The sequence below is a fragment of the Pseudomonas sp. KB_15 genome (assembly GCF_052114525.1).
In the GTDB taxonomy this organism is placed as follows: domain Bacteria; phylum Pseudomonadota; class Gammaproteobacteria; order Pseudomonadales; family Pseudomonadaceae; genus Aquipseudomonas.
Genome location: NZ_JBFREX010000041.1, coordinates 61,410 through 79,359 on the forward strand (window position 1 = coordinate 61,410; position 17,950 = coordinate 79,359).

Below are 17,950 nucleotides of genomic sequence, written 5' to 3' on the forward strand. Positions count from 1 at the left end.
GCAAAACCTGTGGGAGCGAGCCTGCTCGCGATAGCGGAGTGTCAGGCGAATCATCATTGCCTGACGGATCGCCATCGCGAGCAGGCTCGCTCCCACATGAGATTGCGTGTGTGCTTCAGATTTGTGGACTGAACCCCCGCCACCCCTGCAAGCCGCCGGTGTGGATGAAGATCAGTCGCGTACCTTGGGCGAATCGGCCCGCTTCGACTTGGTGCTTGAGTGCCAGCAGTGCCTTGCCGGTATACAGCGGCTCCAGTGGAATATTTCCCGCCTGCTCTGTCTGTTCGATAAAGTCGAGCAGCAGCGGATCAACCTTGGCAAACCCGCCGCGACTGGCCTCGAACAGCTCATACGCCGCATCGACCAAACCCGCTTCCTGCACGATCCTCTCGACCTGCTGCGCCACTCCATGATCGTCAGGCACTGCCAGGGCACCGTACACCGGATGATCCCCTGCTTCAGTCAGCACCAGGCCGGCCAGCGTCGTGCCGGTTCCGCAGGCCAGCCACCAGCCGTCGTAGTCGTTCCAGCCCAAGCCACCCAGTTGCTCGTCAACTTGAGTACGCAGTTGCCTGCAACCTTCAGCGCCAGGCAATCCTCCCCCACCTTCAGGCACCGGATGCAACGTCGGGTACCGTGCTTGCCAGGGCTGCCAAAAACCCGCTTCATGTCGCGCCCGATAGCCGCCGTAACCCAGCCAGTGCAACTGCATGCCGAACGCCTGCAAATCCCTCACCGTTGGCGTTTCCTGAGGATGCCCGCGCAACAGGCCGACGGTGGAAAAGCCGAAACGCTTGCCCGCCGCCGCCAACGCGTGGAGGTGATTGGAGTGCGCCCCACCGAGACTGATGATGCCTTCGGCACCGATGCGCTCGGCGGTCTTCAGGTGCTCGATGAGCTTGAACCATTTGTTGCCGCTGATCAGCGGGTCGATCTGGTCCAGACGCAGGATGGCCACTTCGATGCCGGCGTGAGCAAGCCAGTCGAGGTGAAGGGGGTCGAGGGGGGCCCGGGGTAGCCAGGTGTCGGAAGGGAGAAGCATCAATGCCGGCTCTAGGTGAAGATCCGGCATCTTAACAGCCATGCGGACGCTATCGCGGGCAAGTCGAATCGTCGCACCGCCGCTCCCACAGTGGATTTGTGTCGCTCACAAAACTCATGAACAACACAATAACTGTGGGAGCGAGCTTGCTCGCGATGGCCATTGGCACGCTTGACCTGTCTGTTACAACTGCGCCGCCAGACGCGAACCCTGGTTGATCGCCCGCTTGGCATCCAGTTCCGCCGCGACGTCCGCGCCGCCGATCAGATGCACGTTCTGCCCCGCCGCCACCAGGTTTTCATGCAATTCACGCAGCGGATCCTGCCCGGCGCAAATCACGATATTGTCCACCGACAGCACCTGCGGTTCGCCGGTTTCACCGATGCGGATGTGCAGGCCTTCGTCGTCGATCTTCAGGTATTCAACGCTGTTGAGCATCTGTACCTGCTTGTTCTTCAGACCCGTGCGATGAATCCAGCCGGTGGTCTTGCCAAGGCCGTCACCGACCTTGGACTTCTTGCGTTGCAGCAGGAACACCTCGCGGGCCGGCGCATGGGGCGCTGCCTTGATACCGGCAACACCACCGCGTGCCTCAAGGTGCGTATCGATACCCCATTCCTTCCAGAACGCGGCGCGGTCCTGACTGGTAGCCACGCCTTCATGAACGAGGAACTCGGAGACGTCGAAACCGATACCACCGGCACCAATCACTGCGACACGCTTGCCGACCGGTTTGCGCCCCAGGATCACATCCAGGTAGCTCAACACCTTGGCGTTTTCCACTCCCGGAATCGCCGGCACGCGCGGCGCAATACCGGTGGCCAGGATGATCTCGTCGTAGCCGCCCTCGAGCAGCGAGGCTACGTCAACGCGGGTGTTCAGGCACACCTCGACGTTGGTGGTCTGCAACTTGCGGTTGAAGTAGCGAATGGTCTCAAAGAACTCTTCCTTGCCCGGAACGCGCTTGGCGATGTTGAACTGACCGCCGATTTCGCTGGCCGAATCGAACAGCGTCACCTGATGGCCACGCTCGGCGGCCACGGTCGCGGCGGACAAACCGGCGGGGCCGGCACCGACCACGGCGATTTTCTTCAGTTGCTGCACCGGCAGGTAATTGAGTTCGGTTTCGTGGCAGGCACGCGGGTTGACCAGGCAACTGGTCAACTTGCCGCCGAAGGTGTGATCGAGGCAGGCCTGGTTGCAGCCGATGCAGGTGTTGATTTCATCGGCGCGACCTTCAGCAGCCTTGTTGACGAAATCCGGGTCGGCAAGGAACGGCCGCGCCATGGACACCATGTCGGCATCGCCCTCGGCGAGAATCTGCTCGGCGACTTCCGGGGTGTTGATACGGTTGGTGGTGATCAGCGGAATATTGACCGAACCCCGCAGCTTGGCCGTGACCTTACTGAACGCCGCACGCGGCACTTTGGTGGCGATGGTCGGAATCCGCGCTTCGTGCCAGCCGATACCGGTGTTGATGATGGTCGCGCCGGCCTGCTCGATGGCCTTGGCCAGCTGCACGATTTCTTCCCAGGTGCTGCCACCTTCGACCAGGTCGAGCATCGACAGACGGAAGATGATGATGAAATTCGGGCCAACTGCTTCACGCACGCGACGAACGATTTCCACTGGCAGGCGCATGCGGTTTTCGTAGCTGCCGCCCCAGCGGTCGGTACGGTGGTTGGTGTGGGCGGCGAGGAACTGGTTAATGAAATAACCTTCGGAGCCCATGATTTCCACACCGTCGTACTCGGCGGTTTGTGCCAGTACCGAGCAGGTGACGAAATCGCTGATCTGCTTCTCGATGCCTTCCTCGTCCAGTTCCTTGGGCTTGAACGGGTTGATCGGCGCCTGGATCGCACTGGGCGCGACCTGTTTCGGGCTGTAGGCATAACGACCGGCATGGAGGATCTGCATGCAGATTTTACCGCCTGCGTCATGCACGGCACGGGTGACGATACGGTGCTTGAACGCCTCTTCTTCGGTCGTCAGCTTGGCCGCGCCGGAATACACGCCGCCCTCGTCATTCGGGCCGATACCGCCGGTGACCATCAGGCCGACACCGCCACGGGCACGTTCGGCGAAGTACGCCGCCATGCGTTCGAAGCCACCCGGCTTTTCTTCAAGACCGGTGTGCATCGACCCCATCAGGGTTCGGTTGCGCAGCGTGGTGAAACCCAGGTCCAGCGGAGCCAACAGGTGCGGGTATTGAGCGGCGGTCATCGGTAACTCCACATCGAGCGATCACGGAAAGTGCAGGAGCTCTACGGCCCCCATCAGTCATGTTCGACAGACTAAGAGTCGCGACGCTGTCGCTCAATGACTGTAACTGACAACTTAATGATCGAAATGAGCAGCTACAACTCAACACTAAAACGACCTTCCGGTGCAGGTCCGGGTTGAAACCTGCTCCAGGAAGGTCGCACCTTTCGGACTTTGGACAAGCCCGCAAGGTTTACGCGCAGAACCGGCTTAGCATGCGCCTGCTACCGTCCGCTGAGGTGCAACGTAGTCGTCCTGTTGCTTCGCTCGCTGAGTCAGCGCCAGCATCGTCAGGAACCCGAGCACAATCAGTACCGGATAAGCCATCAACAGTTCGGAAAGGGAGTACTTCCAGGCCAAAGGGCGCCCGACACCCAGCATGGCGGCATACATCCAGGACACTGCCGACAACGAGCCGCAGGCTAACGCCAGCATCCGTGCACTGAATCCGAGATTGAGCAACGAACCTGCCTTTTGCAGGGCTGGCAGTACCAGGCGATGCAACAAGACGCCGTTGTAACTCAACAACGCGACAATAATGACTTTGGCTTGAAGCTTTGGATTCATGAAGTATTCGACACCTTTATCCAGGTAGTCGATACCGACGACAGCGACACCCGTTACCCACAGAGCTATCAGTGCAACGATGACAGACTTCTGAAGGCTTTCCATGTGAGCATTATCATGCTCAGTGAATACCTTTCGCCTTAACAGGTCTTTAACCATAGCGACATCACTGGTCAACACCAAACCAATGGCTACACAACACGCCACCAAATGAACGTAAATAACACCCAGACGTAAAAACTCCAGGAATTGTTTATTTTCCAGCAGGCTCATGATTATATTTATCGCCACGGTATTTTCTCCACCTTATTCGACAGTACAGATCGACTAACTGACAGGATTCTTAATTATTAAAACCCTGTGCGACCTTACTTCTAAAAGATAAGCCAAATCATGGACTCGGCACTGTTAACCTCATTGATTCGACTGGCAAATCAATGACCGGCTTGTTTATCACCTCCCTGAATTTCAGATAAACCCCCCATTTGCACTCACTGCATTTGAGATTCAACTTCCACTTCTTTTTTGCGATTGCTGGGGCAGGTCATGGCTGACGTGCTTAGGAATCAGAGACCACAGACGCTGCAATGTTCACTTTCCGAGCAAGCCACCGACAAACGGTGCGTAGCGCAAGTGCACATGAAGCGACGGTAATGAGTCAACTTTCACGCTATGCCACACCACTACTGGCCTGCTTGACTACATGCACTTTTACAACTGCATATTGGATCCGCTAGTTGTTATACATCCGACAACACGCACAATAGCGAGCGACTCTCATCCAGAGCAAAGTCTCACTGCGGAGTCCACCGTAATCCGGCCACCCTTTCAGGCAGGCAATAACGCAGGATCAATTGAAACAACCAGGGTGCGAACCAAGTTACTTGATCGTCAGCGAATGGAAGTTTTGGTCGCGGATCAAACTGGAATACGAGGACCTGTGTCATGCTCAAAACCCGAAGTAAACAAATGCCGTAGCTGCCGCCATACCCCATGCGGCCAACGCCATGACTGTTGAATTGTACGGTAATCGGGATTCGCTCAATCGCTGCAAGCCGGGCTTCGAAAAACCGGCCTGGTCATAACGGCAATCCATGATTGCCCGGTAGGTATATCGGAGGCCGACTAACAGAAACAGGGTAATCAGGCCGAGGACAAGTCCACGCCTGATAGGCGGTTTAACCAATGGCGCAAGGTGATTCTGTGCGCAGGCAACGCTATAGACTTGCGCAACGGTGATTAGTTGATAGTCCGTCGAAGACCGCTTCTGGCCATTCTGGATCGCCGCCAGTTGCTCCAGATCCAACACCTGATACTTCCAGAGCGTTGACGAACCTTTGCGGCAGAAGGTAAATGCAGCAGGACTTGAGACGGCGATAATACAAGCGTCGTTGATGTCCAGTTTTTTCAGCGTTTCCGTGGCTGACCTGGTGAAGTCCAGGTCGAAGACCGAAGTAACCCCGGTAGCAGAAGCCGCGACCGCAACCAAAAGGCCGCTCAAGACGCAGATGGCTGAAATGTTCAAGGCAGGGTTTCCTTTTTCCATTGTTTCTTTGATTTCGCAGTTCGGTTCCAACCTGCTTTGATGAGTTCCAGTACGCTGCTGGCACCCCGATAGCTAATGGGCAATTGAATGGAAGGAGAAAGGGAGGGCATCCATTGCCCTCCCCTCCGCTGTCCACGCTCCCTGCGACAGTACTGACCAGGACCTCAAGTGGCCAGAATGAAGTCCGTCTGATCAACGGCCGCGCTGTTGACGCCGACAAGACGGATGGAGTCCGCCCCGAACCCAACCACCGTGTCTGCCCCGTCAGCCGCTATGCTCACGTTGGCAGCGAACGTCGCGCTGGTGATCCCCAGCCCCGTGACATTGAGCAAGTCCTGCTCTGCGGCCAAATTGGCTCCGAAGTTCAGGATCGTATCGTTGCCGAAACCCGCGGCAGCAAACACGAAAGTATCGTTGCCGGCGACGCCGCCACTCATCACGTCATTACCGCCACCGCCGATGAGAACGTCGTTACCCGCACCACCCACGATCGTGTTGGCCAGCCCGTTGCCGGTGCCCGCGAAGTTGCCGCTGCCGCCGAAAAACAGATTTTCGACGTTGGCACCCAAGGTGTAGCTCGCGAGCGAGGTCCAGACCGTGTCGTTGCCGGCACCGGCGAGCTCGATCACCACATCCCCAAGGTCGGTGACTTCGTAGACATCGTTGCCAGCACCGCCGGCCATCGTGTCGGCACCTGCGCCACCGATGAGGAGGTCGTTACCCGCACCGCCCACGAGCGTGTTGGCGAGTACGTTGCCGGTGCCCGCAAAGTTGCCGCTGCCGCCGAAAAACAGATTCTCGACGTTGGCACCCAGGCTGTAGCTCGCAAGCGAGGTCCAGACCGTGTCGTTGCCGGCACCGGCGAGCTCGATCACCACGTCCCCAAGGTCGGTGGCTTCGTAGACATCGTTGCCAGCACCGCCGGCCATCGTGTCGGCACCGGCGCCACCGATGAGGACGTCGTTACCCGCACCGCCCGCGATCGTATTGCCGAGCACGTTACCGGTGCCCGCGAAGTTGCCGCTGCCGCCGAAAAACAGATTCTCGACGTTGGCACCCAGGGTGTAGCTCGCAAGCGAGGTCCAGACCGTGTCGCTACCGGCACCGGCGAGCTCTATCACCACGTCCCCAAGCTCGGTGACTTCGTAGACATCGTTGCCAGCACCGCCGGCCATCGTGTCGGCACCTGCGGCACCGATGAGGACGTCGTTACCCGCACCGCCCACGAGCGTGTTGGCGAGCGCGTTGCCGGTGCCCGCGAAGTTGCCGCTGCCGCCGAAATACAGATTCTCGACGTTGGCGCTCAGGGTGTAGCTCGCGAGCGAGGTCCAGACCGTGTCAATACCCTCACCGCCAAGCTCGGTCACCACGTCCCCAAGGTCGGTGACTTCGAAGATATCGTCGCCGAGACCTCCAGCCATGATGTCGGCACCCGTACCGCCGATGAGAATGTCATTGCCCGCATCACCATTGAGGAGGTCGTTGCCGCCCAAGCCGTTCAGGATGTCGTTGCCAGCAGCTCCGCTGGCAATGTCGTCGCCTGTCGTGCCGGTCCATATGTCGACACCGGCAGTACCGACAAACACATCACCGGCGGCCACCGGGGCCGTAGCGTCAGACGCAATGCTTTCGGCCGCACCGAAGTCATCCACGTAACTGACCACCACGCGCACCTGATCGCCGACCTGAGCCAGGCCAAGCGTGAACGTGCTGGCGGTGGCTCCGACGATGTCGACGAAGGTGACCCCGTTGGTCTCCTGCCACTGGAAGGTGAACTGCGGATTGCTGAGGCCATCGACGTCGATGATGGTCGACGTGTCGGCGGTCAACACCTGGTCCGGAAACGCAAGCCCGAGGATGATCGGCCCGGCAGTCGGTGCGTTGTTCCCCGACGAGTCGACGATCTCCAGCGTACCCTGGGCATCCTGATATACCGCCCGAACGCGGAGGTTCAGACCGGCGACATCATCCGTCACCAGGTAAGTGGCGCCGACCGCCCGCGATACCTCACCGGCGGCAAAAAAGGTGATGTCTTCAAAGATACCTGAGCCGGCAACGTTTTCGACCTGCCAGTAGTAAGCCACGGGACCGGTAACCGCGCCGGTCGGATTGGCCGCACTCACGTTGTCCGCGTCGCGGACCGACTGATCGCTGACACGCAGCAATTGGCCGGCGACAGACGCGTCGGTACGTGCACCAGTGGTAGCATCGAGGATTGCCAGACGCCCCACAGGACCGCTGTTCAAGGCGGTGCCAACGCCGGACGCCTGCGCCTGGTCGGCGAACTGCAGACGCTCGATGCCCGTCAGGCGATCGACGCCATCACGGCCCGCCACCAGATCGGTCACGATGACGGTGTTGCCATCGACAGCGACGCTGTACTCCGAAAAATTACCGGAGAACACCGCGGTGTCGAAGCTGTCAGTGCCGGTCAGAATCTCCCGCACGATGACCAGCTGGCCCGGGTTGTAAGTACCGTTGAGCATCGCCTGAACCATCGGCACCATGCTGTCGAACGTGGCGATTTCATCGCCAGTTCCATCAGCGTTTGCCCGTACGCTGATACGCACGTTCAGCCACTTGTCACCGTCGATGATGTCGTCACCACCGCGACCTTCTATGAGGTCGCTGCCGCTGCCACCGAGGATGATGTTGCCGCCGTCGAAGAACGTCGCTCCGACTGGCAGCAGACCCGCCAGGCCATTGATCAGGCTGATGTTGGTCAGCACACTGCCGGTTGCACCCGCGGTGGGTAGCGATGTCGCATCTTCGTTATCACCGCGCAGGAAGTCACCGTGGGACGAACCCGACAGCCCTTCCATGATGTCGAAACGCACCAGTGCCGAAGCTCCCGAACCCGGCTGCACTGGCACATCGAAGAAGCGGTCGCTGTAATCGATGGTCACGCCCTGGGCGAGATCCTTGAAGGTCGCCCAGTCATAGCCCGAGCCGCCGATATAGCGGTCACCGAAGCCGAGACTGCCGACCATGATGTCGTCGCCGCCTTCGCCGTTGAACTTATCGTTCTCGTTGCCGCCGATGAATACATCGTTGCCGATTACCGGATCGTTGCCGAGCGGATCGAAGTTGTCGCCAGGCGCACCGTCCGAGGTGCCCTTCTCGATCCAGTCGTCGCCTTCGTTACCCATGTCCTGTTCGTTGGCTTTGCTGCCCAGGATGAAGTCGTTGCCCTGGCCACCAATGGCCTCGGAGGCGTCCTCACCGGTCACGATGAAGTCGTTGCCGAACCCGCCAATGATCAGGTTGATGCCGTTGCCTCCGTGCAGCACGTCGTTGCCGTCGCCACCCTGGATGTTATCGTCGCCGCCGGTGTCGGTGATGATGTCGTCGCCGGCACCACCGCGCAGCTGGTCGTTGCCGTTACCGCCGTCGATGCGATCGTTGCCGGCATCACCCCAGACCGTGTCATCGCCATCGCCCGAGAGGAGGATGTCTGCGTTGTCGGTGCCACCCAGTACGATGTGCTCTTCACCTGTGTACTTGATGTAGTTGGTGTCCAGCCCCACGGTCAGCGGGTTGTCACGGAACACCACCTGTTCACCGGTCGGACCGAACGGATCGGCCGCGAGCAGGCCCTCGTTGAACTGCTTGCCCGGGTCCACTTCCAGATAGAACGCCATGTCCGAGAACACCAGGCCCGGCAAGTGCGTGGCCGAGGTGTTGGCCATGATCAGCTTGGCGAACGAGTTGCTTTCAAGTTCGGCATTCATCGACAGGCCAGAGGTACGCTCCAGGTAGTAGAAGCGGTCGCCGTCCTGCAGTTTTTCCAGCTGGTTCTCGAACACGAAGTTGAAGGTCGTGCCGAGCATGCCGCCGAACGGGGTTTTCTGCTCGGCCAGGCCGCCGATCCAGAGGTCGATGGCATCGACGCCCGTGATAGTCACACCCTTCAGGTCGTCGGTAGTCCCCAGCACCCCATCCTTGCCGGCCAGCGTCACGTTGGCCCAGGAATTGGTGCCGTTGAGGAAGTCCAAACGGTCAGCCGGCGCACCCGTACCACCGAGTACCAGCGCCATGGCTGCAGCGCGTTTGTCTGCCAGCGTGGTCGCCAACGTGATCGTGTCATGCGTGCCATAGGCCGCGATGAAGTTGATCAACGACTCCGGATGTTTGAGGTGCTGCATCAGATCAACCCAGCTGTTGTACGGCTTGAGTTGGGTATCGCCGGTTTGGCTGTAGATGTCGCGGCGGATCGCATTGAGTGAGGGAATCCCCACGTCGCGGCCACGGGCGATGTTGAGCGCCGGCAGGTCGAGCGGCAAGCCGAGCAGGTTATTGCGCAGCGCCTCGGTGACGAACTCGTCGATTTCGTTACCGGCTTGCCGGGTCACCCCACGGATGATCGCACTGGTCGCATCCTCTGGCGACACGCCACTGGCGGCGTACGCCAACGGGTTGAGGAACGCCGCGATCAGGCCGGTCTGTTGATTGCCCAGGGCATTCGGATTGCCGTCGCCCACCACGTTGAAGTCGATATCGTAGCGATCGACGGTCTCGGTCAGCATCGAGTGACCAAACCGGTACACGGTGTGGGCGAATTCGGCGACGATCGAGGCATCGAGGTCGACGTCATAGACCTGGGTTGGTGCGAAGAACAGGTCGATGTTGGGCTGGATGGTCCGCGCAAACTCCTCGAACACCAGGTGCTGGTACTGCATCTCGGTGCCGAACTTGGCCGCCTGGAACAAGCGCTCGCCATTCCATACCAGCGCATCGAACTCGGCCTGGGTGGCTGGCAATGCGGCCACCGGCGTGAGCAGCCACTCGTTGAGGAAAGCCACGTCACCCGAATCGAGCACCGTGTCCTTGGTTTGCTGGACCAGGCGGTTGTGCTCGGAGTGGAAGATCGCATGCACCGCGGTCAGACCGATGTTCTCGTTGACCCGGCCGTCGCCAGCGATGTAGTGCGCATCCAGCAGTTCGTCGTCGTAGGCCAGTTTGGCCCCGGTCAGCGGATCGATCGGCACGGCGTTGCCAGCAACGTCGTCCGCGTCAGGAACGAGCTCGCCAAGGTTGTTGAACACCGGCACTGCATTGTTGTTAATGTCGATAAGGAACTGGTGACCGGTGCGCACAGCATCGGTCAGGTCAACGGGAGCAAGCGGATCACCTTCGACAAGGACGTCATCCGGCGTGCCGCCAAGGCCGTCAACCCCCTTCATCACGACCATCGGGAAGCCGTGCGGCCCCTTGATGAAATTGCCATAGGCATCGGTCGCCAACAGYGGGGCATTATCGACGTCGGCGTCGGTCAGGTTGATACCGAGAATGTCACGGGCTTGCGCCTTGACCACCTTCCAGGTCGCCATGCCACCGATTTCAACGTCGTCAAAGGTACCAAACGTGCCATCCCCCCCCAGGTCACGGTTGGTGATCAACCTGCCGGTAGCTATCGGGCCGCTATCGGTCATTTGATAAGCGCGCAGGAACACCTGGTGCGAAGGATGCGAGCTATAGGTCTGGTTCTGGTCCACGAACGGCGAGGTGGTGTTGGTGTGCTCATGGATGTCGTCGGCCGTACCGAGAACGCCATCCGGTCCTGGCAGKTTGGTCGCGCGGCTCAGCACCATGAAGTTGGTGTTGCCGCCTGGCACAAACAGCGGATCGTCCGGTTTCAGCGGGATGAACACGGTGCCCGAACCACCTTTGGTGACAAGGTCCAGGCCATGATCGAAGAACTGCCCGAAGAAGGTCATCCAGGCGTTGAACGGTGCGGACAATCCCGCATCCGCCGTGGTGTTCTCGAAAAAGTACACATTGCGATCATCGYCAGTACCGAACTGACCATCCATGCCGGGGCTGACGACAATCTGTACGCCATCCTTGAGCACGTCGTCATTACCCACCGCGCCGAAGTCGAGCACACCGTTCAAGCCCGGGTCGAAAGCCGCGGCATAGGCCGCCGGGTTATTCGCCGTCTGGTCGACGATCAGGTTACTGATGGTGCGCGGCTGCGAGTCAAACACAGCGCCGCTGGTCTGCTGATACGTCGTTCCCGGGCCGGCCGGCGAGCCGGGACCGAAGAAGTCGGCAGGAGCACCTTCCGCCGGATTGAAGACCGGATCGGTCAAGCGCGGGAAGACGTTATCGGCGGCACCAAACTCGGTGTGATTGTTGCCGTTGAGGTTCATCAGGTTGTTGTTCGACCCGTCGACTGTACGCAGCCCTAATGGCGCACGAATATTCGGGATCAGCGAGAGGATGTCCTGACCGGCCGCATCAGCCTCGGCAATCTTGATCTGGTCAAGAATGAAGTTGAGGTCGGAGCGGACCATATGAAGGCCCGCGCCACCCGCGGTGGCATCGACTACAGGTACCAGCGGCGTTGGCGTGACCGGTGCACCGGCGACTACGGTAGCCGTCGGCGTGGAGAACAGGATCTCCGTGGTGCCGTGACCATCCTGATAGATCGCCTTGACCCGCAACGACAACCCGGCGAGGTCAGGAGAGACCTTGAACGCGGTACCATCGGCGCTTTGGAACGCCAGGTCGCCAGCCGGCAGCAGGATGATGTCCTCGAATACGCCGCTGCCTGGAGTGGCCTCGAACTGCCAGATGTAGGACACCGAGGAGTTGGTGATGAACCCCTGCGGATTACCCGGCGCGACGTTATTGCCATCACGCACCCCGGCCACGCTGACCGTCAGCGTGTCGCCCACCGTTATCGCCCCGCCGTTTCCATCCGAAACGGTAGGTCTGCCAACCGGTTGTGCATTCTGCCCTGGCACCAGCACTTGCTGGGTATCGGCAAACTGCAGGCGTTCGATATGCAGCAGGGTATCGGTGCCGTCGCGACCCGCTACGTTATCGGCCACTGTCCAGACATCGTCCGCCACATTGGCCGTGCCGCGGTTGTCAACGGTAACCGTATACTCGGACGCAACCCCGGAGAAAATGGCGGTGTCGAAGGCCGCCCCGCCAGTCGAAGTGCCGGGCATGATTTCCCGCACGGCCTTGAGCTGACCAGGGTTATAGGTGCGATCCAGCATGAACGGGATCATGTCGACCATGCTGTCGAAGCTGGCGATTTCGGGACCGGTATGGTTGACATCACCAGGGGCATAAACGGCAATTCTGACGTTGATCCATTTGTCGCCGTCGATCAGATCATCGCCACCACGACCTTCGATCAGGTCACTGCCATTGCCGCCGAGGATGATGTTGCCAGTGGCAAAGCCGGTGGTCGGCAATCCAGCATCGGCGAGGAACTGGTCCAGGCCGCGGATCAACGCCACATTGGTCAGCGCACTGCCCGTGGTACCGCCGTGGTTGATGATAGTGACTGCATCAACATCGTCGCCTTTGAGTACGTCGCCGAAACTCGAACCGGACAAGCCTTCGACCTCGGCAAAACGGTCGAGAATCGAGGCTGGCGAGGCACCGACCGGATTGAATATGCCGGCATTCTGGTTTGGTGCATTGCCATGTGGCTGCGCCAGTGCGGCCAGGCTCAGGTCAACGGTCACGCCAACCTTGTCATTCTTGTAGGTCACCCAGTCGAAACCGGACATGCCGTCCATCTTGTCCTGGGCATCGCTGCCGACAAAGATGTCATCGCCACCCTCGCCGATCATTTCGTCGAAGCCACCGCCACCAACAAAGATGTCGTTGCCGATCACATCGTCATTGAGCAGCGGCGAGAAGTTATCGCCAGGCGCACCGTCCTGGGTGCCCTTCTCGATCCAGTCATCACCTTCGTTGCCGGTAGGTGGCAGGTTGGTCTTGGCACCGAGGATGAAGTCGTCACCCTGGCCGCCGAAGGTGGTGCTGATGTCTTCGGTGGTGATGATGAAGTCCTGGCCATCGCCACCCAGGATCAGGTTGCCTGCAGCCAGCATGCTGCCAACCACGATCACATCGTTACCGGCATTACCTTCCAGACGGTTGTCACCGAACGAGTCGGAGATGATGTCATCGCCCGCGCCGCCCAGCACCGCATCGTTCCCGGCGCCGCCTTCGAGGCGGTCGTTGCCGGCGTCGCCATAAACGGTGTCATCGCCGTCACCAGAGATGATGATGTCATCGCCGGCGGTGCCGCCCAGGACAACATGGTCTTCACCGGTGTATTGCAGATAATTGGTGTCCGGACCGGGGGTGTCGGGGTTGTCGCGAATCACCAGCGGCACGACTTCCACGCCGTTGATCATGATGCCGCCCGTCGGATCGGCGCGGCTATCCAGGCCAAGGCCGGTGAACTGAGTGGCCTGATTCACTTCGAGGGTGAACGTCGGCGTCAGGAACACGGTGTTCGCCAGGTGGGTGACATCGGTGTTGAGCATGATCAGCTTGGCAAAGGAGTTGTTCTCAAGCTCAGTGCCGAAGTTCAGGCCCGCGGTACGCGACAGGTAGTAGAAGCGGTCACCGTTCTGCAACGCCTCCATCTGGGTTTCAAACACGAAGTTGAACGTCGAGCCGAGCATGCCGCCGAACGGCATCTTCTGTTCGGCGAGGCCACCGACCCAGAAGTCGATGTCGTCGACGCCCGTGATCGTCACGCCCGTGAGGTCATCGGCATTACCCAGTATTCCATCCTTGCCGGCCGTCGTTACGTTGGCATAGTCACCGGTGCTGTTGAGGAAGTCCAGGCGATCAGCCGGCGAACCCGTAACATTGAATACCAGCGCAAAGGCTGCAGCGCGTTTGCCTGCCAGCGTGGTCTCCGACGTGATCGTGCTATGCGTGCCAAAGGCTGCGATGAAGTTGACCAGCGACTCGGGGTGCTTGAGGCTGTCCGCCAGGTCAGCCCAACTGATGTAGGGCTTGAGTTGGCTGTCGCCGGTTGATGCGTAGAACTCACGCCGCGCCTCATTCAAGGTGGGGATGCCGGTGTCGCGACCACGCGCCAGGTTCAGGCTCGGCAAATCGAGCGGCAGACCGAGCAGGTTGTTGCGCAACGCTTCAGTGACGAACTCATCGATCTCGTTGCCGACCTGGCGGGTCACACCGCGAACGATCGCCCCTGCCGCCTGGTCCGCAGTCACCCCGCTGCTGGCGAACGCCAGCGGGTTGAGGAAGGCCGCGATCAGACCCAGTTGCGAGTCCGGGTTGGCCGGGTTAGTGAGCAGCGGATTGAACGCGGGGTCGAAGCGATCGACGGTCTCGGTCAACATCGAGTGACCGAAGCGGTACACCACGTGGGCGAACTCGGCGAGGATTGCCGGGTTGATCGATGTGTCATAGCCGTTGGGCGCAAGGAATCCGTCGACCTGTGGCTGAATGGTCCGCGCGAACTCCTCGAACACCAGGTGCTGGTACTGCATCTCGGTACCGAACTTGGCGGCCTGGAACAGGCGTTCGCCGTCCCACACCAGCGCCGCGATCCCGGCGGGGGTAGTCGGTATTGCGGCTACGTCGTCAATCAACCACTCATTGAGGAAGACCAGGTCGCCGGAAGCAAGGATGGTGTCCTTGGATTGCTGGACCAGGCGGTTGTGCTCGGAGTGGAACACATGGTGCACGGTGGTCAGGCCGATGTTCTCGTTTACCCGGCCGTCGCCGGCAATGTAGTGGGCGTCGAGCAGTTCGTTGTCATAGGTCTGGTTGTTGCCGGCCCCGTCAGTTGGCTGCGCATTGCCGACATCGCTGTCGCCATCCACCCGCAGAACCCCACCGACGATAACCGGCGCAGCATTGTGGGCGATGTCATCGAGGAAGCCATGCCCGGTGCTCACGGCGTTGGCCAGACTGATCGGAGCAGCCCGGTTGCCTTCGAACAGTTGAGTGACGTCATCAGCCGTCCCGGCAATGCCGTCAGCTCCGTTACCGATGCGCATCACCACCTGCGGCATGCCGCTCGGCCCGCGGATGAAGTTGCCGTACGCATCGGTTGCCAGCAATGGCACGTTGTGTACATCGGCGTCGGTCAGGTCGATGCCGAGAATGTCACGGGCCTGGGCCTTGACCACCTTCCAGGTCGCCATGCCGCCATTTTCGCCGCTGCCATCATCGGCAGTGCCGAACTTGCCATCGGCGCCGAGATCGCGGTTGGTAATCAAGCGTCCCGTTGCAACAGGATCGCCTGCCGCATTGAGGACGTACTCGCGCAGGAACACCTGATGCGAGGGGTGCGAGCTGTAGGTCTGGCTCTGGTCGACGAACGGCGAGGTGGTGTTGGGCTGGCCATCATCGGTCGTGCCGAGTATTCCGTCCGCGCCGGCGGTACGCACTGCACGTGGCAGCACCATAAAGTTGGTCGGGCTGTTCAGCACAAACAACGGATCGTCCGGCTGCAGCGGAATAAACACGAAGTCGGTAGCGCTCTTGGTGACCAGGTCGAGACCGTGGTCGAAGAACTGGCCGAAGAAAGTCATCCACGAGTTGAAGCTGGCGGTCAGGCCGACGTCCGGCGACACGTTGGGCATGAAGAACACTGGCTTGTCATCGGTCGTGCCGAATACGCCATCCAGCCCGGGGCTGGTGACTACCTGTACGCCATCCTTGAGTACGTCGTCATTACCCGGCGAGCCGAAGTTGAGCACACCGTCCAGGCCCGGGTCGAACGCTGAGGCATAGGCCGCCGGGTTATTGGCGGTCTGGTCGACGATCAGGTTACTGATAATCCGTGGTTGCGGATCGGTCACCGACCCTGTCCCGGCGTATGCCGGCGACAGAAAGGAAGGATCAAGCAGGCGCGGGAAAGCATTGTCCGCGGCGCCAAACTCGCTCTGGCCGGTGACCAGGTTGTTGAAGCTGCCATCGACGGTACGCAGGCCGAACGGCACCTGAGAGTTGGGAAGCAAATCAATGAGGCTTGCGCCGTCGGCATTCGCTTCTGCGATAAAGATTTGCTTAAGGATGAACTCAAGGTCCGACTTGTTGAAATTGGCCATTTTGGATTGCCCTCGATCTATTTGGGTAAAGGCACGGGACGAGAAAACCCTCCCGCGCCAAGTCAAGTGCTGGCTTGCGCAGTTTGTTGGTTATGTTTTTTTGCGAGAGATCTGGCGTTACCCGGGACCCGGGATACACGCCTGGAATTCGCGAAATGAATTGCTCGCCGGGCGATCAGGCAGAGCGAATCCGAGCCCTGGGCGGGTCATGGAATCTGGAAGTGAAGGCGAACATCCTGGACACCCCCCTCCCTCTGCAAAAGAACGAAATGATCGACATGGCTCTGCTCCTCTCAGGAGAGTCACCGCGCCTTGCGTTGCCAAAGCGATGGCAAGCTTCAGGCGGGCGGGCCCCCCGATAACTAAGACTAAAGTTCCATAGGAAAACTTTGTCAATTTTACGCCACTAAAACAGACGACCGGTGTTAGGTCGTATAACTAGCTGTTTTTAAACGACATATAGAAATTTGAGTGCAGGTATAGAGCAAAATGTTATTTCTAACTGCGGGAGTGCAAATAACAAAGGAATAACGTCGCAGCGCGTAACTACCCAAGTACCTTTCATGTCCCTCATCCAGAAGAAGGCTGTGTCCTTCCAGACTTGGGTGGAGAGATTGCGCGCGCCGAACCGGAGGGAAGATACGGGTGGCCGTCGAAAAAGGCCTGAAGCAAATGCAGAAAGCCTGGGCCGATCGTTTCGGTAGCCCTGATGCGGCATGGGCCGTCATCGCTCAATGTGTGGGAGCGCAAGTCCTGTCCCGAGCAGTCGAGAAAGAACGAACTCGCACGAAAATCATTGCCTCGACTCGCAAAGCTATTGAGAAGAGCTATTTCACGCCGGAAAAATAGAAGAACGTCTCCGATTGTTTGAGAGCAGCTTGCAACGTCATGCTCATCGCTATCGCTGCAAACCCTGGTCGATTCAGCCCTCCCTGAATTCCCACACCGAATGCAGTCATGAGGCAATTGAGTGGAAGGAGAAAGGGAGGGCATCCATTGCCCTCCCCTCCGCTGTCCACGCTCCCTGCGACAGTACTGACCAGGACCTCAGGTGGCCAGAATGAAGTCCGTCTGATCAACGGCCGCACTGCTGACACCAACAAGGCGGATGGAGTCCACTCCGATTCCAACCACCGTGTCCGCCCCGTTAGCCGTTATGCTCACGTTGGCAGCGAACGTCGCGCTGGTGATCCCCAGCGCCGTGATATTGAGCAAGTCCTGCCCGACCGGATTGGCTCCGAAGTTCAGGATCGTATCGTTGCCGAAACCCGCGACAGCAAACACGAACGTATCGTTGCCGACGACACCACTCATCACGTCGTTACCRCCACCGCCGGTGAGGACGTCGTTACCCGCACCACCCACGATTATGTTGGCGAGCTCGTTGCCGGTGCCCACGAAGTTACCGCTGCCGCCGAAATACAGATTCTCGACGTTGGCACCCAAGGTGTAGCTCGCGAGCGAAGTCCAGACCGTGTCGCTGCCGGCACCGGCGAGCTCGCCCACCACGTCCCCAAGGTCGGTGACTTCGTAGACATCGTCGCCAACACCGCCGAACATCGTGTCGGCACCGCCACCGCCGAGCATCGTGTCGGCACCGCCACCGCCGCCGAGGAAGTCGTTACCCGCGCCACCCCCGAGCGTGTTGTCGAGCGTGTTGCCGCTGCCCGCAAAGTTGCCGCT

At 59.7% G+C, this 17,950-nt stretch carries 7 protein-coding genes; 1 reads left to right on the forward strand and 6 read right to left on the reverse strand.

Going from position 1 to position 17,950, the window contains the following annotated elements:
* Nucleotides 1-115 precede the first annotated feature (115 nt).
* The 5 genes from AB4Z35_RS23980 to AB4Z35_RS24000 form a co-directional block, all read right to left on the reverse strand.
* A complete protein-coding gene (locus tag AB4Z35_RS23980) occupies nt 116-1,042 on the reverse strand; it encodes a 1-aminocyclopropane-1-carboxylate deaminase/D-cysteine desulfhydrase (RefSeq protein WP_442099810.1) in 927 nt (308 codons plus the stop codon).
* A 183-nt stretch (nt 1,043-1,225) separates the two neighbouring features.
* Nucleotides 1,226-3,265 (reverse strand): oxidoreductase, encoded by a 2,040-nt coding sequence (locus tag AB4Z35_RS23985; protein WP_442099812.1) that lies wholly within the window; start codon nt 3,263-3,265, stop codon nt 1,226-1,228.
* A 249-nt stretch (nt 3,266-3,514) separates the two neighbouring features.
* A complete protein-coding gene (locus AB4Z35_RS23990; protein WP_442099814.1) occupies nt 3,515-4,162 on the reverse strand; it encodes a hypothetical protein in 648 nt (215 codons plus the stop codon).
* Nucleotides 4,163-4,820: 658 nt separating this feature from the next.
* Nucleotides 4,821-5,396, reverse strand: coding sequence for a hypothetical protein (locus tag AB4Z35_RS23995; protein ID WP_442099816.1), 576 nt, complete (start codon nt 5,394-5,396; stop codon nt 4,821-4,823).
* Between the two features lie 185 nt (nt 5,397-5,581).
* Nucleotides 5,582-16,267: a peroxidase family protein gene (locus AB4Z35_RS24000; RefSeq protein ID WP_442099818.1), complete on the reverse strand. Its 10,686-nt coding sequence runs from the start codon at nt 16,265-16,267 to the stop codon at nt 5,582-5,584.
* A gap of 645 nt (nt 16,268-16,912) precedes the next feature.
* Here AB4Z35_RS24000 and AB4Z35_RS24005 point away from each other — a divergent pair.
* Entirely contained in the window at nt 16,913-17,116 is a 204-nt protein-coding gene (locus AB4Z35_RS24005; RefSeq protein WP_442099820.1) for a hypothetical protein, read from the forward strand.
* Nucleotides 17,117-17,314: 198 nt separating this feature from the next.
* Here AB4Z35_RS24005 and AB4Z35_RS24010 read toward each other — a convergent pair.
* The coding region (locus AB4Z35_RS24010; RefSeq protein ID WP_442099822.1) for a calcium-binding protein at nt 17,315-17,950 on the reverse strand (636 nt) is incomplete at its 5' end.